At 71.2% G+C, this 18,355-nt stretch carries 13 protein-coding genes, 1 pseudogene and 1 riboswitch; of the genes and pseudogenes, 8 read left to right on the top strand and 6 right to left on the bottom strand.

Features of this window, described 5'->3' with window-relative positions:
• Positions 1-179: 179 nt before the first annotated feature.
• Entirely contained in the window at positions 180-1,127 is a 948-nt protein-coding gene (locus tag ACFU7Y_RS01770) for a terpene cyclase (RefSeq protein ID WP_380766012.1), read from the bottom strand.
• Positions 1,128-1,437: 310 nt separating this feature from the next.
• On the opposite strand from ACFU7Y_RS01770, the gene ACFU7Y_RS01765 reads away from it, so the two are divergent.
• Positions 1,438-4,449, top strand: a complete 3,012-nt coding sequence (locus tag ACFU7Y_RS01765) for an ATP-binding protein (RefSeq protein ID WP_380766011.1) — start codon at positions 1,438-1,440, stop codon at positions 4,447-4,449.
• A 261-nt stretch (positions 4,450-4,710) separates the two neighbouring features.
• Positions 4,711-5,778 carry an aldose epimerase family protein gene (locus ACFU7Y_RS01760; RefSeq protein WP_380766009.1) on the top strand — a complete coding sequence of 356 codons (1,068 nt, stop codon included), beginning with the start codon at positions 4,711-4,713 and terminating at the stop codon, positions 5,776-5,778.
• A gap of 36 nt (positions 5,779-5,814) precedes the next feature.
• Here the strand turns inward: ACFU7Y_RS01760 and ACFU7Y_RS01755 are convergent, their stop codons facing one another.
• Complete coding sequence (locus ACFU7Y_RS01755) at positions 5,815-6,318, bottom strand: GNAT family N-acetyltransferase (RefSeq protein WP_224278290.1); 504 nt, start codon at positions 6,316-6,318, stop codon at positions 5,815-5,817.
• 310 nt (positions 6,319-6,628) lie between these two features.
• Here ACFU7Y_RS01755 and ACFU7Y_RS01750 point away from each other — a divergent pair, with 310 nt between their 5' ends.
• From ACFU7Y_RS01750 to ACFU7Y_RS01730, 5 genes are all read left to right on the top strand, one after another.
• On the top strand, positions 6,629-7,906 hold the full coding sequence (locus ACFU7Y_RS01750; protein WP_380766006.1) for an extracellular solute-binding protein: 1,278 nt from the start codon (positions 6,629-6,631) through the stop codon (positions 7,904-7,906).
• Positions 7,907-8,114: 208 nt separating this feature from the next.
• Positions 8,115-9,116, top strand: a complete 1,002-nt coding sequence (locus tag ACFU7Y_RS01745; protein WP_224278293.1) for a carbohydrate ABC transporter permease — start codon at positions 8,115-8,117, stop codon at positions 9,114-9,116.
• A gap of 40 nt (positions 9,117-9,156) precedes the next feature.
• Positions 9,157-10,062 carry a sugar ABC transporter permease gene (locus ACFU7Y_RS01740; RefSeq protein ID WP_380766004.1) on the top strand — a complete coding sequence of 302 codons (906 nt, stop codon included), beginning with the start codon at positions 9,157-9,159 and terminating at the stop codon, positions 10,060-10,062.
• 73 nt (positions 10,063-10,135) lie between these two features.
• Positions 10,136-11,833: an alpha-amylase family glycosyl hydrolase gene (locus ACFU7Y_RS01735; protein ID WP_224278297.1), complete on the top strand. Its 1,698-nt coding sequence runs from the start codon at positions 10,136-10,138 to the stop codon at positions 11,831-11,833.
• A 25-nt stretch (positions 11,834-11,858) separates the two neighbouring features.
• Positions 11,859-12,878 carry a LacI family DNA-binding transcriptional regulator gene (locus ACFU7Y_RS01730; RefSeq protein ID WP_224278299.1) on the top strand — a complete coding sequence of 340 codons (1,020 nt, stop codon included), beginning with the start codon at positions 11,859-11,861 and terminating at the stop codon, positions 12,876-12,878.
• 100 nt (positions 12,879-12,978) lie between these two features.
• On the opposite strand, the gene ACFU7Y_RS01725 is transcribed toward ACFU7Y_RS01730, so the two are convergent.
• The 3 genes from ACFU7Y_RS01725 to ACFU7Y_RS01715 all read right to left on the bottom strand — a co-directional run bounded on the left by ACFU7Y_RS01725 (position 12,979) and on the right by ACFU7Y_RS01715 (position 16,303).
• Positions 12,979-13,179 (bottom strand): hypothetical protein, encoded by a 201-nt coding sequence (locus ACFU7Y_RS01725; protein ID WP_360338684.1) that lies wholly within the window; start codon positions 13,177-13,179, stop codon positions 12,979-12,981.
• 277 nt (positions 13,180-13,456) lie between these two features.
• Positions 13,457-14,734: a transglycosylase family protein gene (locus ACFU7Y_RS01720; protein WP_380766003.1), complete on the bottom strand. Its 1,278-nt coding sequence runs from the start codon at positions 14,732-14,734 to the stop codon at positions 13,457-13,459.
• A riboswitch (cyclic di-AMP (ydaO/yuaA leader) is annotated at positions 14,721-14,922 on the bottom strand. (Overlaps the previous gene by 14 nt.)
• Before the next feature lie 421 nt (positions 14,923-15,343).
• Complete coding sequence (locus tag ACFU7Y_RS01715) at positions 15,344-16,303, bottom strand: hypothetical protein (RefSeq protein ID WP_380766002.1); 960 nt, start codon at positions 16,301-16,303, stop codon at positions 15,344-15,346.
• A 560-nt stretch (positions 16,304-16,863) separates the two neighbouring features.
• On the opposite strand from ACFU7Y_RS01715, the gene ACFU7Y_RS01710 reads away from it, so the two are divergent.
• Positions 16,864-17,127 carry a DUF397 domain-containing protein gene (locus ACFU7Y_RS01710; RefSeq protein ID WP_097235176.1) on the top strand — a complete coding sequence of 88 codons (264 nt, stop codon included), beginning with the start codon at positions 16,864-16,866 and terminating at the stop codon, positions 17,125-17,127.
• Between the two features lie 439 nt (positions 17,128-17,566).
• Here the strand turns inward: ACFU7Y_RS01710 and ACFU7Y_RS01705 are convergent.
• Positions 17,567-18,031 (bottom strand): annotated as a pseudogene (locus ACFU7Y_RS01705) (ATP-binding protein); the annotation flags it as partial.
• Between the last annotated feature and the right edge of the window lie 324 nt (positions 18,032-18,355).

Below are 18,355 nucleotides of genomic sequence, written 5' to 3'. Positions count from 1 at the left end.
GCTGTCCGGATCGGATCACCGCGGGGTACGCGTCGCGGTCGCGCCCCGGCGACGTGCTGCCGCGCGCCGACGTACGCCGGCCGGCCCGCTCCCGCGGGGTGCCGCCGCACGCTGCCGCGTGACCAGGGGCGACACTCCCGGGGGCGCACGCCCGTCGGACGGCTCCGGGCACGCGCCGGTCAGACCGGTTGGTACCGGCCCGTACGGGCCTCCCAGCTGAGGTAGCCGGCCAGCCAGGTGAGCAGCCCGTCCGCGTACCTCTGGGCGATCGTGCGTTCGATCCGGGAGAGGCCCAACTCGCGGTGGACGCCCGGCAGTCGGTCGCGCAGCTCGGCACAGCGGTCGACCATCAGCTGGGCCTCGGTGATGACCGCCGCGCAGGCCTCCTCGGCCGAGCAGCGCCGCTCCCGCTGGACGATCATGACCAGGTTGTTCACGTCCCCGCGCGGCGCCTCCAGCGGGTAGGAGCGGACGTCGTTGCTGAGCGACGGTATGTCGGCTGCCAGCTGTCGCAGTTGACGCAGCACCGGGTGGTGCAGGACGGCGGCCGGGACCTCGAACTGGCCCAGGCGTTCGACCATGTCGAAGATGGTCTCCATCGCCGCGGTGCCCCGTCGGAGCTCCAGGTAGCCGTCCCGGTCCGGCGGCCGGGTGGAGATCCGGCCGGCCGCCTCGGCCGGGTGGCTGGCCAGGTAGTACTCCCAGTTGTAGGCCGCGCGGGCCTGCCAGCGGGCCGGCATGCCCTGCACGCTGCGGTTCCACAGGTCGGCGAAGGCGGTCTCGACCGCGGAGTCCTGGTCGGGGCGGGCGCCGTGCAGGACGGCGATCAGCCGTTCGCAGATCGGGGCCACCTCGGCGGGGCGGCGGCCGAGCGGGCCGTCGAACTGGTCGTCGAAGAGGAAGTAGAAGCCCATCAGGTCGGCGGCCAGGGCGAGTTCGTCCGGACCGGCGTCCGGATAGCCGAGCGCGGCGAGGTCCACCACCTCCCAGTGCGCGTAGCCGGGGTGGTCGGCGTCGGGCAGGAGGGGGTGGCGGATCAGCCATTCTCTGTGCAGTGCGGTGGCGTGCCGGCCGTGCGAACTTCGGCGGTGCGGGAACGGAATCTGAAGTGAGGTGTCGTCAGACATCGGACTCCCGGTGCAGCGGATGGTGGGGGCGCTTTTTGTTCGAGCACTGATGGTGGGGGGAGTTGACGCGGCGAGACGCGGACGGTGAGGGTGGAATTCGCAAGATCATCTGCGCCTCGAAGGCCGTAGGGTATCTGATGTAATGATTGGATGTTAGGGATATAGGGCAATTGCCTCTGGCAAGTCGCCCGAACCCTCACCGTCCGCCCCAGCCTGCACGAATGCCCCACGGGGAGGTCCGCTCGGCGCTAACCTCGGCTCCACGCAGTGATGGAGCTGTGACGCGAGTGGGCGAGGCGGAGGCGCGACGGTGACCGAGCAGGAGAACGTACTTCGGGCGGGCGCTGGTTCCGCCCGCGACGGTGACGGTACCGCGCCCCGGGTCCGGCTGCGCGACCGAGATGCCGAACTGCGCTCGGTGGAGGCCGCCGTGGACCGGCTCTGCCGCGGATTCGCCGCCGGCGGTACCGAGATCGGTGACCTGCTCGCCTTCTCCGGCCGTCCCGGCATCGGCAAGACCAGCCTGCTGCACGAGGTCCGGCGAATCGCCAAGCTCCGCGACGGCGCCACCGTGCTGTTCGCCCGAGGCGGCGAACGGCAGTTCAAGGAGCCCTACCACGTACTTCGCCAGCTGCTCCAGCCCGTGCTCAGCGACCTGCAGCCGGATGTGTTCAGCCAGGTCATGGGTACCTGGGAGGAGGTCGTCGGACCGGCCATGGGCCTCAAGCAGCCCAAGGCCGGCGCCCGCCGCCTCGACCCGCAGGGCGTGCGCGACGGCCTCGACTACGTCCTCACCCAGCTCGCGCCGCGCCGCGCGCCGATGGTGATGATCGTCGACGACCTGCACTGGGCGGATGGGGAGTCACTCTCCTGGCTGACCAAGTTCGCCGTCCGATCGAGTGAACTTCCCGTCCTGCTCGTCTTCGCCTTCCGAGAGGACGAGAACGACTGGCCCAGCGGGACCCAGGACTTCCGCCGGGACGTCCTCGCGCTCAAGGGCCGCAAGCACGAGCTCAACCGGCTCACCCTCAGCTCCGTCACCGACATGATCCGGGCCGAGCTCGGAGACAAGGCCGAGGACGCCTTCTGCTACGAGTTCTGGAACGTCGTCAACGGCAACCCGTTCGAGGCCAACGCCCTGCTCGACCAGGTCCGCGACCAGGAACTCGAACCGGTCGAGGAGAACTCCCGGCAGCTGCGCGAACTCGCCGTCGACGCCACCGGGATGACCCTCAAGAGCTGGCTGGACCGGCTCGGCGCGAGCACCCTGCGCTTCGCCTGGGCCTGCGCGATGCTGGGAACCGACATCCGGGTCGACCTCGCCACCCGGATCTCCACCCAGAGCACCGAGGGCGCCCGCGAGTCCATCAAGCAGCTGCGCAAGCAGCGCGTGCTGACCCAGACCCCCAACGGGAACCTGGAGTTCGTCCACCCGCTGATCGCCAGCTCCATCTACAACACCATGCCGGACGCCACCCGCCTCGGCATGCACGGCATCGCCGCCGCCGAGATCGAGAACGCCGGACTCGGTCTGCTCGCCGCCTCCCGCCACCTGGTCGAGACCCACTCCGGCGAGGGCGACGACCGGATCGTCAAGAAGCTGCGCCGCGCCGCCGTCGAACACCAGCTGATCGGCGCCCCCGAGGCCGCCCAGCGCTGCCTGCACCGCGCGCTCAACGAGCCGCCCGCCGACGAGATCAAGGCCGAGGTGCTGTACGAACTCGGCTGCTCCGCACTGCTCACCGACCCCGTCGCCACCGTCAACCAGCTCAAGCTGGCCCTCGACCCCGACGAGGTGCCGCTGCGCCCCGCCCTGCGCGTGGACGCCACCTTCCGGCTCTCCGAGGTGCTCGCCCACGCCGGTGAGCTGGGCCAGGCCGCCGTGGTCTGCCAGAAGGAGGCCCAGAAGACCACCGACCCGGCCGGACGCCAGCGGCTCCAGGCCGCCTCGTTCATGTGGCACGCCTTCCGCAAGTCCGAGGAGGACGGCCCGGGCCGCTCCGTCCGGCTCGGCGAGATGTGCCGGAGCCTGAGCGGGCGGGAGGCGGCCGACCGGGCCGTGCTCGCGATGCGCGCCTGGGACCTCACCCTGCGGGGCGCCCCCTCCACCGACGCGCTCGCGCTCGCCGACGAGGTCCTCGACGGTGGTCGGCTGCCCAAGGGCCTCGGCTGGACCGACACCACCTGGGGCTTCGAACTGCCCTCGATGCTCGGCCTGACGTACATCTACAACGACCGCATCGCCCAGGCCGAGCGGCTGGCCGCGGACGCCATCATCCAGTTCGAGATCGCCGGTTGGAGCGGAGCCCACCGGGGCTTCGCCTACTTCCTGATGGGCCTGGCCCGGTTCCGCCGCGGGCTGCTCGCCGAGGCCGAGGACTTCCTGCGCCGGGCGTACCGCATCTCCGAGCGAATCGGCGAGAAGCTGCCGCTGGCCTGGGACGCCATCGGCGTGCTGGTCGACACCCTGATCGCCCGCGGCCGGGTCGAGGAGGCCTGGAACCTGGCCAACGACTTCGGCTTCCACCCGCCGTACCACGCGACGGCCATGGTGCTGCCGGACGCGGCCTCGCTGTACGGCAAGCTGCTGGTCGCCAAGGACCGGTACGCGGGCGCGGCCGCCGCGCTCACCGAGGCGGGCGCCCAGTTGGAGGTCCGCGGCTGGCACAACACGGTCTGGGCGCCCTGGGCCGGCCACCTCGCCATCGCGATCGCGGACGACGAGCCCGAGCGCGCCCGCGACTACGCCCAGAAGGCGGTCTCGGACGCACGTACGTTCGGCACCGCCTCGGCGATCGGCAGCGCGCTGCGCCTGCAGGCCCGGATCGAGGACGGCCAGGCGGCGGTCGAGCTGCTGGAGGACGCCGTGGCGTACCTCGGGCAGTCTCCGGCCGGCTACGAGCACGCCGTCGCGCTGGTCGACCTCGGCGCCGCGCTGCGCCGGGTCGGGCGGCTGGAGGACGCCCAGGAGTACCTGTACCAGGGCATCGAGCTGGCTCAGCACTGCTCCGCGGAGGGGCTGGTCGACCGGGCCCGGCGGGAGCTCGCCAACTACGGCCTGCGGCCCAACCGGCTGGGGCTGCGGGACTTCCGGGACACCCTGGAGACGCTCAGCAGCGCGGAGTGGGAGGTCGCCAAGCGGGCCGTGCAGGGCGTGCCGCCGCAGCGGATCGCCGACGAGCTCGGGGTGCCGATCGGCCTGGTCAACCGTCGGCTGGCGGCGGTCTACCGCAAGGCGGGCAGCGGGCCGGACGGCCTGGCCTCGGCGCTCGGGCTGCAGCAGCAGCGGGACGCGGGCCGGCTGGAGGACCTGGACGACTAGGCGCGGCCGGGGCCGATGCCGGGCGCAGCGTCAGGCGCCCGGTGGTCGGGTCCGGCACCCGGGGGTCGGGTCGGGCGCCTGGCGGTGCAGGGCGTCCGGCGGTGGGCGGCGGCGCGTAGGGCGGCGTGTGGGATCGTGGAAGCGCCCCTGCGGCCGCCCCCGTCGCTAGGCTGACGGACACGGGGCTGCCGCGGCGACCCCTCGACGGACCCGGAACCGGGCGCCCGCGGTGCGACGCGGCCGCCAGTGAGGAGCAGGCCAATGGCGAGCGAGGCCACCAGCGTGCGGCAGGAACCCCTGGATCCCTCGGGCGCCGGCGCCGCGATCGAGCGCTGGACGCTCACGGCAGGCCCGTACGAGGCGAGCGTGCTCACCCTCGGCGCGACCCTGCACACCCTGAGCGCGCCGGACCGCTCCGGCCGCTCCGCCCAATTGCTGCTGGCCACCGACCGGTTGCCCGAGATCCTCGGCCCGGCCCGGCACTACGGCACGGTGGTGGGCCGGTATGCCAACCGGATCGACCGCTCGTCGGTGTCCATCGACGGCGAGGAGTACCAGCTCGCCCCGACCGGCGGTGGCATGACCCTCCACGGCGGTCCGGACGGCTTCGCGCACCGGATGTGGGCGGCCGAGCCGGTCGCGGGCGGGGTGCGGCTGGCGCTGCACAGCCCGCACGGGGACCAGGGCTTCCCGGGCGCGCTGGACGTCACCGTCACGTACACCCTGGACGCCTCCGGCGAGCTGGTGATCGCCTACCGGGCCGTCACCAACAGGCCGACCGTCGTCAACCTGACCAACCACGCATACTTCAACCTTTCGGGCGAAGGCAGCGGCGACGTCCTCGGTCACCTGCTGACGCTGGACGCCGACGAGTACACCCCGGCCGACGAGCGGCAGATCCCGTACGGCCGGACCGAGCCGGTGGCCGACACGCCGTTCGACTTCAGGGTGGCCACGCCGATCGGCAAGTCGGTGCACGACGAGCACCCCCAGCTGACCGGGCCCGGCGGCTACGACCACAACTGGGTGCTGCGCGCCCGGTCGGCGGACGGCAGCCCGGCGCGGGCCGCGCTGCTGGAGGACCCGGTCAGCGGCCGCACCCTGGAGGTGCTGACCACCGAGCCGGGCATCCAGGTCTACACCGCGAACAAGTTCCAGGGCGCGGTCACCGGCGCGAGCGGCGTCCCGTACGGACCGTTCGCCGGGATCGCGCTGGAGACCCAGCACTTCCCGGACTCCCCGCACCACCCGGCGTTCCCCAGCACGGAGCTGCGGCCGGGGGAGGAGTTCCGCTCGACGACCGTGCTCCGGCTGGGGGCCGATCGCTAGGACCGGTCGGTGGGGCGGCTGGTAGCAGGGGCGGGCCTACGGCCGCAGGTCCCGGCGCATGCAGAGCCGTGGCCAGCGGTCCAGGCCGTGCTCGGCCTCCTTTCGGCGGATCTCGCGCAGGCCCGGGGTGAGTTCCTCCCCGGCCAGCGGGCGGAAGCCGCAGCGGGCGTAGTAGGGGGCGTTCCAGGGGACCTCGGCGAAGGTGGTGAGGGTGAGCGCGGGGGCGTCGGTGCTCTCGGCGAGGTGTTCGATCAGCGCCCGGCCGACGCCGCGGCGGGCGTGGTCGGGGTGGACGGAGACCTGCTCGATGTGCAGCGCGCCGTCCACCGGCTCGGCCAGCAGGTAGGCGGCGACGGTTCCGTCGGAGGCCTCGGCGACCAGGGCCACGCCCTGCTCCAGGTAGTGCGCCAGTTCCTCCGGCGCCGGGGGTTCGTCCTCGGCGATCTCCTGCATGCCGATCGCGGTGAAGGGTGCGCCGGCGGCCCGCTCCAGCTCGGCGAGGAGTGGAAGTTCGTCCCTGGTGACGGATCTGATTCGCATGCGGCCAGTCTGCTGCAGTCCGATTTCGGCCATGCACGGTGGTTTCGTCGGCCAGCTCGCGGAGGGGCGAATCGGATGAACCGGGGCAATCTGCGCCACCGCCAGCTACCGTGCGGCAACGTCCAGGACACGCGGGCGTAACGATCGCCGTTTCTTGCAGAAACTTGCTGCAAGGACTTTCCGTCGATCTTGCGCCGCTGTTAACTTCCTTCCCGAGCCCGACGGCAGCAACGGTGCGGTCGGCACGAGGCAGACATTATGCGCCTGTCTCCGAACATCTCGGGCACCCCCACCCTCCCAAGGAGTTCTCATGCGGCGTGGCATCGCGGCCTCTGCCCTCGTTGTGGCCCTCGCGGTCTCGATGGCTGCCTGTGGCAGCAGCGGCTCCAGCTCCGACGGCAAGGCCGACGGGCCGGTCACCCTCACGTACTGGGACACGTCGAACGCCACCAACGAGGCGCCGAACTACCAGGAGCTCGTCAAGAAGTTCGAGGCTGCGAACCCGAACATCAAGGTCGACTTCGTCAACGTGCCGTTCGACCAGGCGCAGAACAAGCTCCAGACGGCCATGGGGGCCAAGGGCGCTCCGGATGTCTTCCGCTCCGAGGTCGGCTGGACCGCCGCCTTCGCCAAGGCCGGTTACCTGGAGCCGCTGGACGGCACCCCGGCCGCCGCCGACACCTCCGCCTTCCAGTCGAGCCTGATCCAGCAGGCCAAGTACGAGGGCAAGCTGTACGGCGTGCCGCTGGTGACCGACACCCTCGGCCTGCTCTACAACAAGGAGCTGTTCACCAAGGCCGGCATCACCGAGGCGCCGAAGACCTGGGACGATCTGAAGGCCGACGCCGCCGCCGTCAAGGAGAAGGCCGGCGTGGACGGCTTCTGGCTGAAGGCCGCGGACGGCTACTACGCGATGCCGTTCCTGTTCGGCGAGGGCACCGACACCGTCGACGCCGCCGGCAAGAAGATCACCGTCTCCTCGCCGGAGGCCGTCAAGGCCATCGAGACGTACAAGACGATGTTCACCTCGCCCGGCACCGCCAAGGCCGACGTCACCACCGACGCCTACGCGCACATGATGGACGCCTTCAACAGCGGCAAGGTCGCGGCGATCATCCAGGGCCCCTGGGAGATCACCAACATCTACAAGGGCTCGGCCTTCGCCGACAAGAACAACCTCGGCATCGCGGCCGTCCCCGGCGGCTCCGCGGGCAAGGCCGGTGCCCCCACTGGTGGCCACAACATCTCCGTCTACGCCGGTGCCGACAAGGCCCACAAGGCCGCCGCCGAGAAGTTCGCCGCCTTCATGACCTCGGCCGAGAGCCAGGCGTTCATCGCGCAGAAGAACTCCACCCTGCCCACCCGCTCCGACGCCTTCACCGCCGACGTCAAGGCCGACCCGGGAATCGCCGGCTTCCAGGCCGTGCTGAGCAGCGCCAAGCCGCGCCCCGAACTGCCCGAGTACAGCTCGCTGTTCGCCTCGCTCGGTACCAACCTGGGCAAGGCCGTCCAGGGCACGAGCACCCAGGACGCGCTGAACACCGTCTCCACCGACTACGCCAAGCTCCTGCCGGGCTTCGCCAAGTAGTCCCTGTGCCCGGCCCGCCGGCTGACGGATGGCAGTTGACGAGCGGCGGCGAACAGATGGCAGCGAACGGATAACAGAGAACAGATTTCATCATCTGTCAGTCGTCAGTTGTTCGCGGTCTGCTGTTCATTGCCGGCCGTCACCTGTCGTCCCCCGGTGGGCCGGGCCGTCGGCTCCCCCGAGAATTCCCCCCGAGAAGGTGCAAACGATGTCAGTCGCCGTGCAGGGCGCCACCGGCAAGGGCAGCCGGGAGCGCGAGCAGCGTCCGGGCCTGCTGGAACGCGTCAAGCGCTCCTACGCCAAGCACTGGTACGCCTACGCGATGATCGCCCCGGTCGTACTGGTGCTCGGTGTGCTGGTGCTCTACCCGCTCGCCGAGGGCATCTGGCTCACCCTCACCGACGCCAACAGCCTCAACGTGGCCCGCAAGATCGGCGTCAACGAGATCCCGGCGAGCTACAAGTTCGTCGGCTTCCACAACTACGCCGACATCCTGTGGGGCCCCGGCTCGTACGACCGCTTCTGGTCGCACTTCGTCTGGACCATCGCCTGGACGGCGATCTGCGTCTTCCTGCACTACACCCTCGGCCTCGGCCTCGCGCTGCTGCTCAACCAGAAACTGCGCGGCCGCGCCGCCTACCGGTTGCTGCTCATCCTGCCCTGGGCCGTACCGACCTTCGTCACCGTCTTCTCCTGGCGCCTGATGCTCGCCGACGGCGGCGTCGTCAACGGCATCCTCTCCTTCCTGCACCTGCCCGAGCCGGGCTGGCTCACCGATCCGTGGGCGCAGAAGACGGCCGCGATCATGGTGAACACCTGGGCCGGCGTGCCGTTCATGATGATCTCGCTGCTCGGCGGCCTCCAGTCGATCCCGGCCGAGCTGTACGAGGCCGCCGAGATGGACGGTGCCACCGCCTGGCAGCGCTTCCGGTTCGTCACCCTGCCCGGGCTGCGCTCCGTCTCCTCCACGGTCGTGCTGCTCGGCGTGATCTGGACGTTCAACCAGTTCAACGTCATCTTCCTGCTGTTCGGCACCGGCGCCCCCGACGCCCAGCTGCTGGTCACCTGGGCGTACCGGCTCGGCTTCGGCCAGATTCCCCGGGACTACGCGCAGTCCGCCGCCTACGGCGTGATCCTGCTGTCCATCCTGATCGTCTTCACCGCCTTCTACCGGCGCTGGCTCGCCCGCAACGAGCAGGCCAACGGCTGAGGCCCCGGACCCAGTTGACCCACGAAGGCAGGTAACCCCGATGAGCACCACCACCGAACGCCCGGCCCCGGCGGCGACCGCGGCCCCGGCCGCCCGGCCCGCCAAGGTCCGCCGCCGCGGCGAGCGCAGCCCGCTGGCCCGGGCGCTGTCCCACAGCACCCTGATCCTGGCCGGCCTGATCGCGCTGTTCCCGGTCGCGTGGATCCTGTTCGTCTCGCTCGGCCCGGACAAGACCGACTACCTCCACCCCGGCGAGATCCTCGGCAAGCTGACGCTGTCGAACTACCAGCACGTGCTGTCCGACACCGACTTCTTCACCTGGTTCGGCAACGCCCTGCTGGTCTCCGGCATCACCACCGTGTTCGGCGTGCTGCTCGCCGCCACCACCGGCTACGCCGTCTCCCGGATGAAGTTCCCCGGGCACAAACCGCTGATGTGGTCGCTGCTGGTCACCCAGATGTTCCCGATCGCGGTGCTGATCGTGCCGATGTACACGATGCTCTCCGAGCTCGGCCTGCTGGACAGCTACACCGGTCTGATCCTGGTCTACTCGACCACCACCGTGCCGTACTGCGCCTGGCTGCTGAAGGGCTACTTCGACACCATCCCGGTGGAGATCGACGAGGCCGGCCGGGTCGACGGGCTCAGCCCGTTCGGCACCTTCTGGCGGCTGGTGCTGCCGCTCGCCCGCCCGGGCCTGGCGGTGGCGGCCTTCTACTCCTTCCTCACCTACTGGGCCGAGGTGCCGTTCGCCTCCACCTTCATGCTCAGCTCCGACAAGTACACGTTGGCCGTGGGCCTCCAGACCTTCGTCAGCGAGCACGACGCCCAGTGGAACCTGATGGCCGCGACCGCGGTGCTGATCGCGATCCCGTCCGCGGCCTTCTTCTACCTGGTGCAGCGCCACCTGGTCACCGGCCTGACCGCCGGTGCCTCCAAGTCGTAACGCGCCGCCACGTCGTCACGCGCCTCCACGTCCCAGCGCCTTCCGCTCCTCTAGTCCCCAAGGGATACCGTCCATGACCCAGAACCTGGCCGACACCTCCCGGCCTGCCGCCGACACCGCTCACGAGGCGAACGTCAGCGCGTCCAGAGGCTGGTGGCGGGACGCGGTCATCTACCAGGTGTACCCGCGCAGTTTCGCCGACTCCAACGGCGACGGCATGGGTGACCTGCCCGGCATCCGCAGCCGTCTGCCCTACCTGCGCGACCTCGGCGTGGACGCGGTCTGGCTCTCGCCGTTCTACGCCTCGCCGCAGGCGGACGCCGGCTACGACGTCGCCGACTACCGCGCCGTGGACCCGATGTTCGGCACCCTGCTGGACGCCGACGCCCTCATCCGGGACGCCCACGACCTGGGCCTGCGGATCATCGTCGACCTCGTCCCCAACCACTCCTCGGACCAGCACGAGTGGTTCCAGCGCGCCCTGCGCGAGGGCCCCGGCTCCCCGCTGCGCGACCGCTACCACTTCCGCCCCGGCAAGGGCGAGCAGGGCGAACTGCCGCCCAACGACTGGGAGTCCATCTTCGGCGGCCCGGCCTGGACCCGCGCCGAGAACCCGGACGGCACCCCCGGCGACTGGTACCTGCACCTGTTCGCCCCGGAGCAGCCCGACTTCAACTGGGAGAACCCGGCGGTCGCCGACGAGTTCCGCTCGATCCTGCGGTTCTGGCTGGACATGGGCGTGGACGGCTTCCGCATCGACGTCGCCCACGGCCTGGTCAAGGCCCCCGGCCTGCCCGACCTCGGCGGCGCCGACCAGCTCAAGCTGCTCGGCAACGACGTCATGCCGTTCTTCGACCAGGACGGCGTGCACGAGATCTACCGCAGCTGGCGCAAGATCCTCGACGAGTACCCGGGGCAGCGGATCGGCGTCGCCGAGGCCTGGACCCCGACCGTCCAGCGCACCGCCAACTACGTCCGTCCCGACGAGCTGCACCAGGCCTTCAACTTCCAGTACCTGGGCACCGATTGGGACGCCACCGCGCTGCGCGAGGTGATCGACCTCTCACTCGACTCGATGCGCCCGGTCGACGCCCCCACCACCTGGGTGCTGTCCAACCACGACGTCACCCGGCACGCCACCCGGTTCGCCAACGAGCCCGGCCTCGGCACCCAGATCCGCACTCCCGGCGACCGCGAACTCGGCCTGCGCCGCGCCCGCGCCGCCACCCTGCTGATGCTCGCGCTGCCCGGCTCGGCGTACGTCTACCAGGGCGAGGAGCTCGGCCTGCCGGACGTCACCGACCTGCCCGACGAGGTCCGCCAGGACCCGTCCTTCTTCCGCCAGGCCGGCCAGGACGGCTACCGCGACGGCTGCCGCGTCCCGATCCCGTGGTCCGGCACCGAGGCCCCGTACGGCTTCGGACCGGTGGCCGGCGGGCCGTCCTGGCTGCCGCAGCCGACCGAGTGGGCCGAGCTGAGCGTCGAGGCGCAGACCGGCGACCCGACGTCCACCCTGGAGCTCTACCGCAGCGCGCTGGCCGTCCGCCGGGCGCAGTCCGACCTCGGCGCCGGCACTGGCGTCGAGTGGCTGGAGAGCCCCGAGGGCACCCTGGCTTTCCGTCGCGGCGCCTTCGTCTGCACCGTGAACACCACCGGCGAGCCGGTGCGGATCGCGGCCCCGGGCACGCTGTTGCTGGCCTCGGCGGACCTCGTGGTGGACGGTGGCGAGACGGTGCTGGCTCCGAACAGCACCGGCTGGTGGGCGGTCTGACGTGGTTGGAATAGGCTCTGGGACCGTGACTACGGCGCGACTCTCAGACATCGCGGCGCAGGCGGGGGTCAGTGAAGCCACCGTCTCCCGCGTGCTCAACGGCAAGGCGAACGTTTCCGCCGCCACCCGGCAGACCGTGCTGGCGGCGCTCGACGTGCTCGGGTACGAGCGGCCGACCCGCCTTCGCCAGCGCAGCGCCGGGCTGATCGGACTGATCACGCCGGAGCTGAGCAACCCGATCTTCCCCGCGCTGGCCCAGGTGATCGAGCAGGTGCTCAGCCGGCACGGCTACACCCCGGTGCTGTGCACCCAGACGCCGGGCGGGTCCACCGAGGACGAACTGGTGGAGATGCTGGTGGACCGGGGAGTGGCGGGCATCGTCTTCGTCTCCGGGTTGCACGCCGACAGCACCGCCGACCACGACCGCTACGCCCGGCTGGCCGGGCGCGGGGTGCCGTTCGTGCTGATCAACGGCTACAGCGAGAAGATCGACGCGCCGTTCATCTCGCCGGACGACCGGGCCGCGATGTGGATGGCCGTCCAGCACCTGGCCGAACTCGGGCACGAGCGGATCGGGCTGGCCGTCGGTCAGCGCCGGTACGTGCCGGTGCTGCGCAAGATCGAGGGCTTCACGGCGGCGATGTGCGAGGTGCTCGGACGCACCCGGGAGGAGGCCGAGAACCTCGTCCACCACACGCTGTTCAGCGTGGAGGGCGGGCACGCGGCGGCCGGCGCGCTGCTCGACAAGGGCTGCACGGCGATCGTCTGCGGGAGCGACATGATGGCGCTCGGGGCGATCCGGGCGGTGCGGCAGCGCGGGCTGTCGGTGCCGCAGGACGTGTCGGTGGTCGGCTTCGACGACTCGCCGCTGATCGCCTTCACCGAGCCGCCGTTGACCACGATCCGCCAGCCGGTCGAGGCGATGGCCACGGCGGCGGTGGACGCGCTGCTGGAGGAGGTCGGCGGAAACGCGGCCCAGCGCGGTGAGTTCATGTTCCAGCCGGAGCTGGTGATGCGCGGGTCCACCGGGGCCTGCGCGCGCTGAGCCCCGGCCGCCACGGTCGAACGAACGGGCCCCGGAGGGCGGTTGCTCTCCGGGGCCCGTTCGGCGTGCGCGCGGTCGGCCGTCGCGGGCCCTCAGGCGGTCAGCCCTCCTGGGTGGTGGGGCGGTCGACGGTCAGACGGTGTCCGTCGGCGGCCTCGCCGGTACGGGTCTCGGTGCGGCGGCCGCGGGCCAGGTAGTCGCGCAGGACCAGTTCGACGGCGTCCTGGGGGTTCTTGGTACCGGAGAGCATCATCGCGTCGATCGCGAGGTTCGCGTCGAGGGTGACGGTGACCTGGGCCATGTGACTCCTCCTCGGGTGCAGAGCAGCAGCATGCCCGTTGGGGCGGGGATCCACCACGGGATATGGCGGAACCGCCGGAGGGGGACCCCGAACCGTCGGCGGGAACGCCGGAACCCCCGGAGAGGAGCGACCAGACTCTCCCCGGGGGTGGTGGGTGGTCAGCGTGCGGATGACGACCGGCGGGTAACAGGTGACAGATGACAGATGTTGAAATCTGTTATCTGTTCTTCGTTATCCGTCGGCTGTCACCGGTTGCCCGCCCGCCGTTGCGCCGTCCTCAGACCCGGCCGGCGAAGTCCGGGGCCCAGTTGGCGATGCTCTGCTCACGGACGCCCGAGCTCGGGTTTGCGGCCTCGACGTACTTGCCGTTGCCGACGTAGATCGCGACGTGGTAGACGCCGGAGTCCTTGCCGTTGTTGGACCAGAAGAGCAGGTCGCCAGGCTGGAGGCTGTCCAGCGAGACGTGGGTGCTGGCGGCGGCCTGGTCGGCGGCGACGCGCGGGATGGAGATGCCCGCGGCGCGCAGTGCGGCTTGGGTCAGACCGGAGCAGTCCCAGCCGCCGTTGCCGGTGCCGCCGTAGACGTACGCCTGACCGACCTTCGACTCGGCGAAGGAGATCGCGGCGGCCATGCCGCTGGTGGCGGCGGGGGCCTGGGTCTGCGGAGCGGGCTTGGCGGCCGGCTTGGCGGCCGGGGCCTGCGCCTGGGTCTGGGTCTGCGCGGTCGGCCGGGCGTTCACCGCACCTCCGTTCGCGGACTGACCGGACTTCTGCGAGCGGTCGAACCAGGTGAAGTCCGAGCCGGCGGTGGAGGACCGGCCGGCCTGGCCGTTGCCGCCGAGGGACAGGTGCTGGCCCGGGTAGATGCTGTCCGGGCCCTCGGTCAGGGTGCCGCGGTTCAGCTCGTACAGCCGCTGCCAGCCGCCCTGCACGTTGTGCTGGTCGGCGATCGAGGACAGCCAGTCGCCCTCGACCACGGTGTAGTCCCCGCCCTGGACGGGCGCGGCGGGCGCGGCGGGCTTGGCGGCCGGGGTCTGGGGCTGCGCGGGCTTGGCGGCGGGCTTCGCGGCCGGAGCGGCCGGCTTGACGTTCTGCTGGACGGGCTTGGCGGCGGACGAACCGGCGGTGGAGCCCGCCGAGGTGTCGACCGAGGCGGCGGCGCCGCCCTTGGTGAGGCCGGCCTGGACGGAGCACACCGGCCAGGCGCCGGGGCCCTGCGAGGCGAGGACCTTCTCGGCGACGGCGATCTGCTGGTCCTTGGTGGCTAGGTCGGCGCGTGCCGCGTAGGTCGTGCCACCGAAGGCGGACCAGGTGCTGGAGGTGAACTGGAGGCCACCGTAGAAGCCGTTGCCGGTGTTGATGCTCCAGTTGCCGCCGCTCTCGCACTGGGCGACCTTGTCCCAGGTGGCGACGGAGGCGGCGGAGGCGGCGCCGGAGGTGAGGCAGGGGACGGTGAGGCCGACGCCCGCGACGCCGAGGGCGGCGATCACGCGGTGGGTGCGGCTGGACAGGCGAGTGCCGTTGGTGGGCAGCATGAAGACGCGGTCCTCTCCCACGCCTGCGAGGTGAGCTGTCGGATTCGGGCTGGAGTTGCCCGGCCGCGCGGTGGGCGCGGCTTCACCCCTAGCCCTGGACCGTTCCGGAGACCGGCCCGGGGCGACTTACCTGTGGGTCCCCCGCTCCTGCCGTGGTGCGTTTTCGCGCTGCCAGGACATCCGACGGCAGGACTCGGCGTTGCGGATGAACCGGGTTCGTGTGGTTACGAACGGGGAGCACGTTAATCAGACTTAAGTTCAAACTGCAAATGGCTGTGATGTACATCACGGTTTAGTCGAAACTGCCAAAATTGCAGCCAGTCATGATCGCAAATGATCATTTGTGCGCAACGCTATTGCGGGAATCCACAACTGGCTCCGCCTCAGGAAGGCCGTGACGGTGCGTCGAATTGCGGAGCGGCTTACTCGGACAGGTGGGGGAGCGGCCGCGATTCGCGCGCCTGGACGGGCGCCCCCTATTTCCTTTCAAATAGCACCAGAACGGACATTTCACTTCGTTGCCGTTCGGCTCCCGCACGGGACGCACGGGGCAAGAAGGGGAAAGCGAAGGGTCCGGAACGCAAGCCGTTCCGGACCCTTCGGTGCGCGCGAACCGGCGCGCGGTGTCGACTACTGCCCCGAGGCTCCCTCGGTGGCCGCGTGGGCGCCACGAGTGCCCTCCACGGCCCCCTCGGCCTCGGCGGCGGCCGCCGCCTCCGCCTCGGCCCGCGCCAGGTCCTCCGGGGACGGCGCGGGCAGTGCGGCCAGGTACGTAGAGGCGATCAGCTGGCCGACCGACGGGTACGCGCCCAGCGGCGCGGCCGACGGGCAGCCGGTCTCCTCGGCGGCGGTGGCGAGCAGCTCGGAGTCCGCCTCCGGGCCGATCACCAGCGGGGCCAGCGCCGGGCGCTGCGAGCCGGTGTCCTTGAGGTGGTTGACGGCCGCGGCCACCGAGCCGGGCACGTCGAGCGCGGCGGCGACGACCGGCACGGCCAGTCGGGCGGCCAGCAGCACACCGGTGATGCCGGCCGCGGCGGCCGCGTCCTCGCCGCCGACGGTGGTCAGCACCACGCCGTCCGCGGCGGTCGCGATGGCGAACAGCCGGGCGCGGTCGGCCCGGGCCAGCCCGGCCTCGGACAGTCGGACGTGCACGGCCTCGGCCAGCAGCGGGTGCGGGCCCAGCGGGTCGGTGACGGGCGCGCCGTACTCGGCGGCGATCGCGTGAAGCTCGGTCAGGAAGGTGTGTGGGCCGGGCACCAGCGGCACCAGGACGGGCGTCGGCAGCCCGGCCTCGGCGGCCAGGGTCAGCAGCTCGGCCACGGTGCGGTCCTCGCCGCCGGGGCCCTCGGTGCCGTCGCCGGCGAGGTAGCCGACCGCGGTCTGGACGCCGTTCTGCTCGGTGCGGACGATCGAGAGCAGCTCCTCGACGACCGAACGGGACTCGGGCCCGGCGGTCGCGGGCACGGCGAGCACCAGGGCCGGGGCGCCGGCCGGGATCTCGGGGCGCTCGGGACGACGGTGGCGCCCCCGCGCACGGGAGCCTGGGGTGCGGACGGGCAGTGGCGCGCCCGGGATGGCTGCGGTGCTCATGCCGGAGATCGTAGGACATCTGCCCGTCCGGCTTGCAGTCGGCTGCCGTTCGGGTTTCGCGTGGCCGCCGCGCGGACTCGGTGCGTCTCCGAAGCCGGTCCGGGCCTATTGCCTACAATCCGGACATTCCTCGCCCAGCCCGCTCGCAGTCGCCGGTGGTCGCACACGACGTAATCCGAGGGGGCGGGCGTTGCATCTGTGGCGCGTGAGATGTCTCACAGCATAGGGGTGGCCTGACGGAGGGTCACGGGGGTGCGACTCCCGGCATTCGAAGATCAACATTTAGCGGGGAAGTGCTCACGGCCGGTTATCGCGAGCTCGGCGATTCCATCGGCTATGTCCGTTTACGTACCGTCAGGAGAAGGGCCCGTGAAGAGTTCGGGGCTGCGGATAAAAAGCCCCGTGCACCTGCAATGTCCCGTGCTGATGCACGTGCACTGCGGCTATCATCGCGTCAAGTGAGGCGTTGTGCCGGGCCGGTACGGGGCCGGTCCGTTCGTTCGGCGGTGCCGGGGGGCGCCGCGCTGGACGACAACTCCGGAGCTCTTCGGGAGATTTCTATGCACGACTCGCAGGACACGCACGGCTCGTACGACACCTACAACGGGATGGCTGCCGCCGATCTCCAGGGGGTGGTCTGGCAGAAGAGCCGGCACAGCAACTCCCAGGGCAACTGCGTCGAGTTCGCGGCCCTGCCGGGCGGCGATGTGGCGATGCGCAACTCGCGGTTCCCGGACGGTCCGGCCCTCATCTACACCCGGGCCGAGATCGCCGCCCTGCTGCTCGGGGCGAAGGACGGGGAGTTCGACCACCTGGCGGTCTGACCGGCCGCCGTGCTCCACCATCGGGGGGCCGTCGTGGGTGCCGACACCACGACGGCCTTTGTCTTTGCCTCCTGAGGATGCCTCTCGTCCGGATGTCCTTGCGCCGGATGCTTCTCCTCCGGAGGCCCCTTCTTCTCCGGACGCCTCTTCTCCGGAGGCCTCCTCCGGTCCGGATCCGCCCGGCCGCACTGAGCCGCTCGCGGGTCCGGGGCGCCGGAAGGCCTCGGCGGCGCCTGGTGGAAGGGCCCGGGGTGTGGTCCTCCCGGGGCTTCCCTCGACCGGCCGTGCGCCGTGCGGCGCAGGGGCCGTGCTGGGCGCGGGGCCCGTCCTAGGCCGAGCGCCGATGCCGCCCGCCGACGTCGACGGGGCCGTCGAGCGGTGAGCGGCCGCCGAGTCCGAGGTGTCCGTCCAGCGGGGAGCCGCCGACCGTCTCCGCCTCGAACATCGCCCAGACCACCTTGCCGCTGCCCAGCGGGTGCCAGCCCCAGGAGCGGCTGAACGACTCCACCAGGTGCAGCCCGCGGCCCGACTCGGCGACGAAGTCGGCCTCCCGGGCGACCGGGCCGAGGCTGCTCGGATCGCTCACCGCGCAGACCACCTGGGGTGCGCGGTGCACGAGGCTTATTCGGATCGGAAGCCGGCCGTCCGCGGTCGGCTGTATGGGAAAGTCGTACTCGCCCAGGGCGCCGCCCGACGGGTCGGGCCGTGCGCCGATCGCATGCCGGAGCGCGTTGGTCACGAGTTCCGAGGCCACCAGCGCGACGTCGTCGAACAGCTCCGTCAGGCCCCAGCGCTGGAGCGTGGTCCGAGCGAAGTCGCGCGCGGTTCTGACGGCTTCGAAGCGAGGAGCGAGCGTACAGGTGACCACATGGGGGTCAACCGCCAAGGCCGTACCGGTGCTCATGAAGAGCTCCTCCCATAAGGGGGCGGACACGGCTGGACCCGCCGGGGTCATGCCGGTCACCTCCGACTCGCTCGGCCGCTCGGCCGCCCCCTCGACCAGGCGCGCGCGCACTCGAACGCCCGATGGCGCGGGGGACGCCGTCGGGTCGGTGCACGGAGTCGCGCGTGGGGTCGACGCGGAGCCCGCGGGATTGCCAGGGATGTGCAGGTGCACGTGCACCATGGTGGTGTGCGCTCACTGCAGATGCAAGAGTCGATTCACGTGCAGTCGCACTATTGGCATATGCAAGCGCCGGATGCACGTGCATCCTGGTGCATGGAGTGC

The organism is Kitasatospora sp. NPDC057542 (genome assembly GCF_042801945.1).
Taxonomy (GTDB): domain Bacteria; phylum Actinomycetota; class Actinomycetes; order Streptomycetales; family Streptomycetaceae; genus Kitasatospora.
Note: the sequence above shows the minus strand (reverse complement) of the source record. Positions and strands in the feature narration are given on the sequence as shown.

What these genes read in the sequence shown, in the direction of transcription:
- ACFU7Y_RS01770 (WP_380766012.1), bottom strand. Translation starts at nt 1,127, where the DNA reads ATGTCTGACGACACCTCACTTCAGATTCCGTTCCCGCACCGCCGAAGT.
- ACFU7Y_RS01760 (WP_380766009.1), top strand. Translation starts at nt 4,711, where the DNA reads ATGGCGAGCGAGGCCACCAGCGTGCGGCAGGAACCCCTGGATCCCTCG.
- ACFU7Y_RS01755 (WP_224278290.1), bottom strand. Translation starts at nt 6,318, where the DNA reads ATGCGAATCAGATCCGTCACCAGGGACGAACTTCCACTCCTCGCCGAG.
- ACFU7Y_RS01750 (WP_380766006.1), top strand. Translation starts at nt 6,629, where the DNA reads ATGCGGCGTGGCATCGCGGCCTCTGCCCTCGTTGTGGCCCTCGCGGTC.
- ACFU7Y_RS01745 (WP_224278293.1), top strand. Translation starts at nt 8,115, where the DNA reads ATGTCAGTCGCCGTGCAGGGCGCCACCGGCAAGGGCAGCCGGGAGCGC.
- ACFU7Y_RS01740 (WP_380766004.1), top strand. Translation starts at nt 9,157, where the DNA reads ATGAGCACCACCACCGAACGCCCGGCCCCGGCGGCGACCGCGGCCCCG.
- ACFU7Y_RS01735 (WP_224278297.1), top strand. Translation starts at nt 10,136, where the DNA reads ATGACCCAGAACCTGGCCGACACCTCCCGGCCTGCCGCCGACACCGCT.
- ACFU7Y_RS01725 (WP_360338684.1), bottom strand. Translation starts at nt 13,179, where the DNA reads ATGGCCCAGGTCACCGTCACCCTCGACGCGAACCTCGCGATCGACGCG.
- ACFU7Y_RS01715 (WP_380766002.1), bottom strand. Translation starts at nt 16,303, where the DNA reads ATGAGCACCGCAGCCATCCCGGGCGCGCCACTGCCCGTCCGCACCCCA.
- ACFU7Y_RS01710 (WP_097235176.1), top strand. Translation starts at nt 16,864, where the DNA reads ATGCACGACTCGCAGGACACGCACGGCTCGTACGACACCTACAACGGG.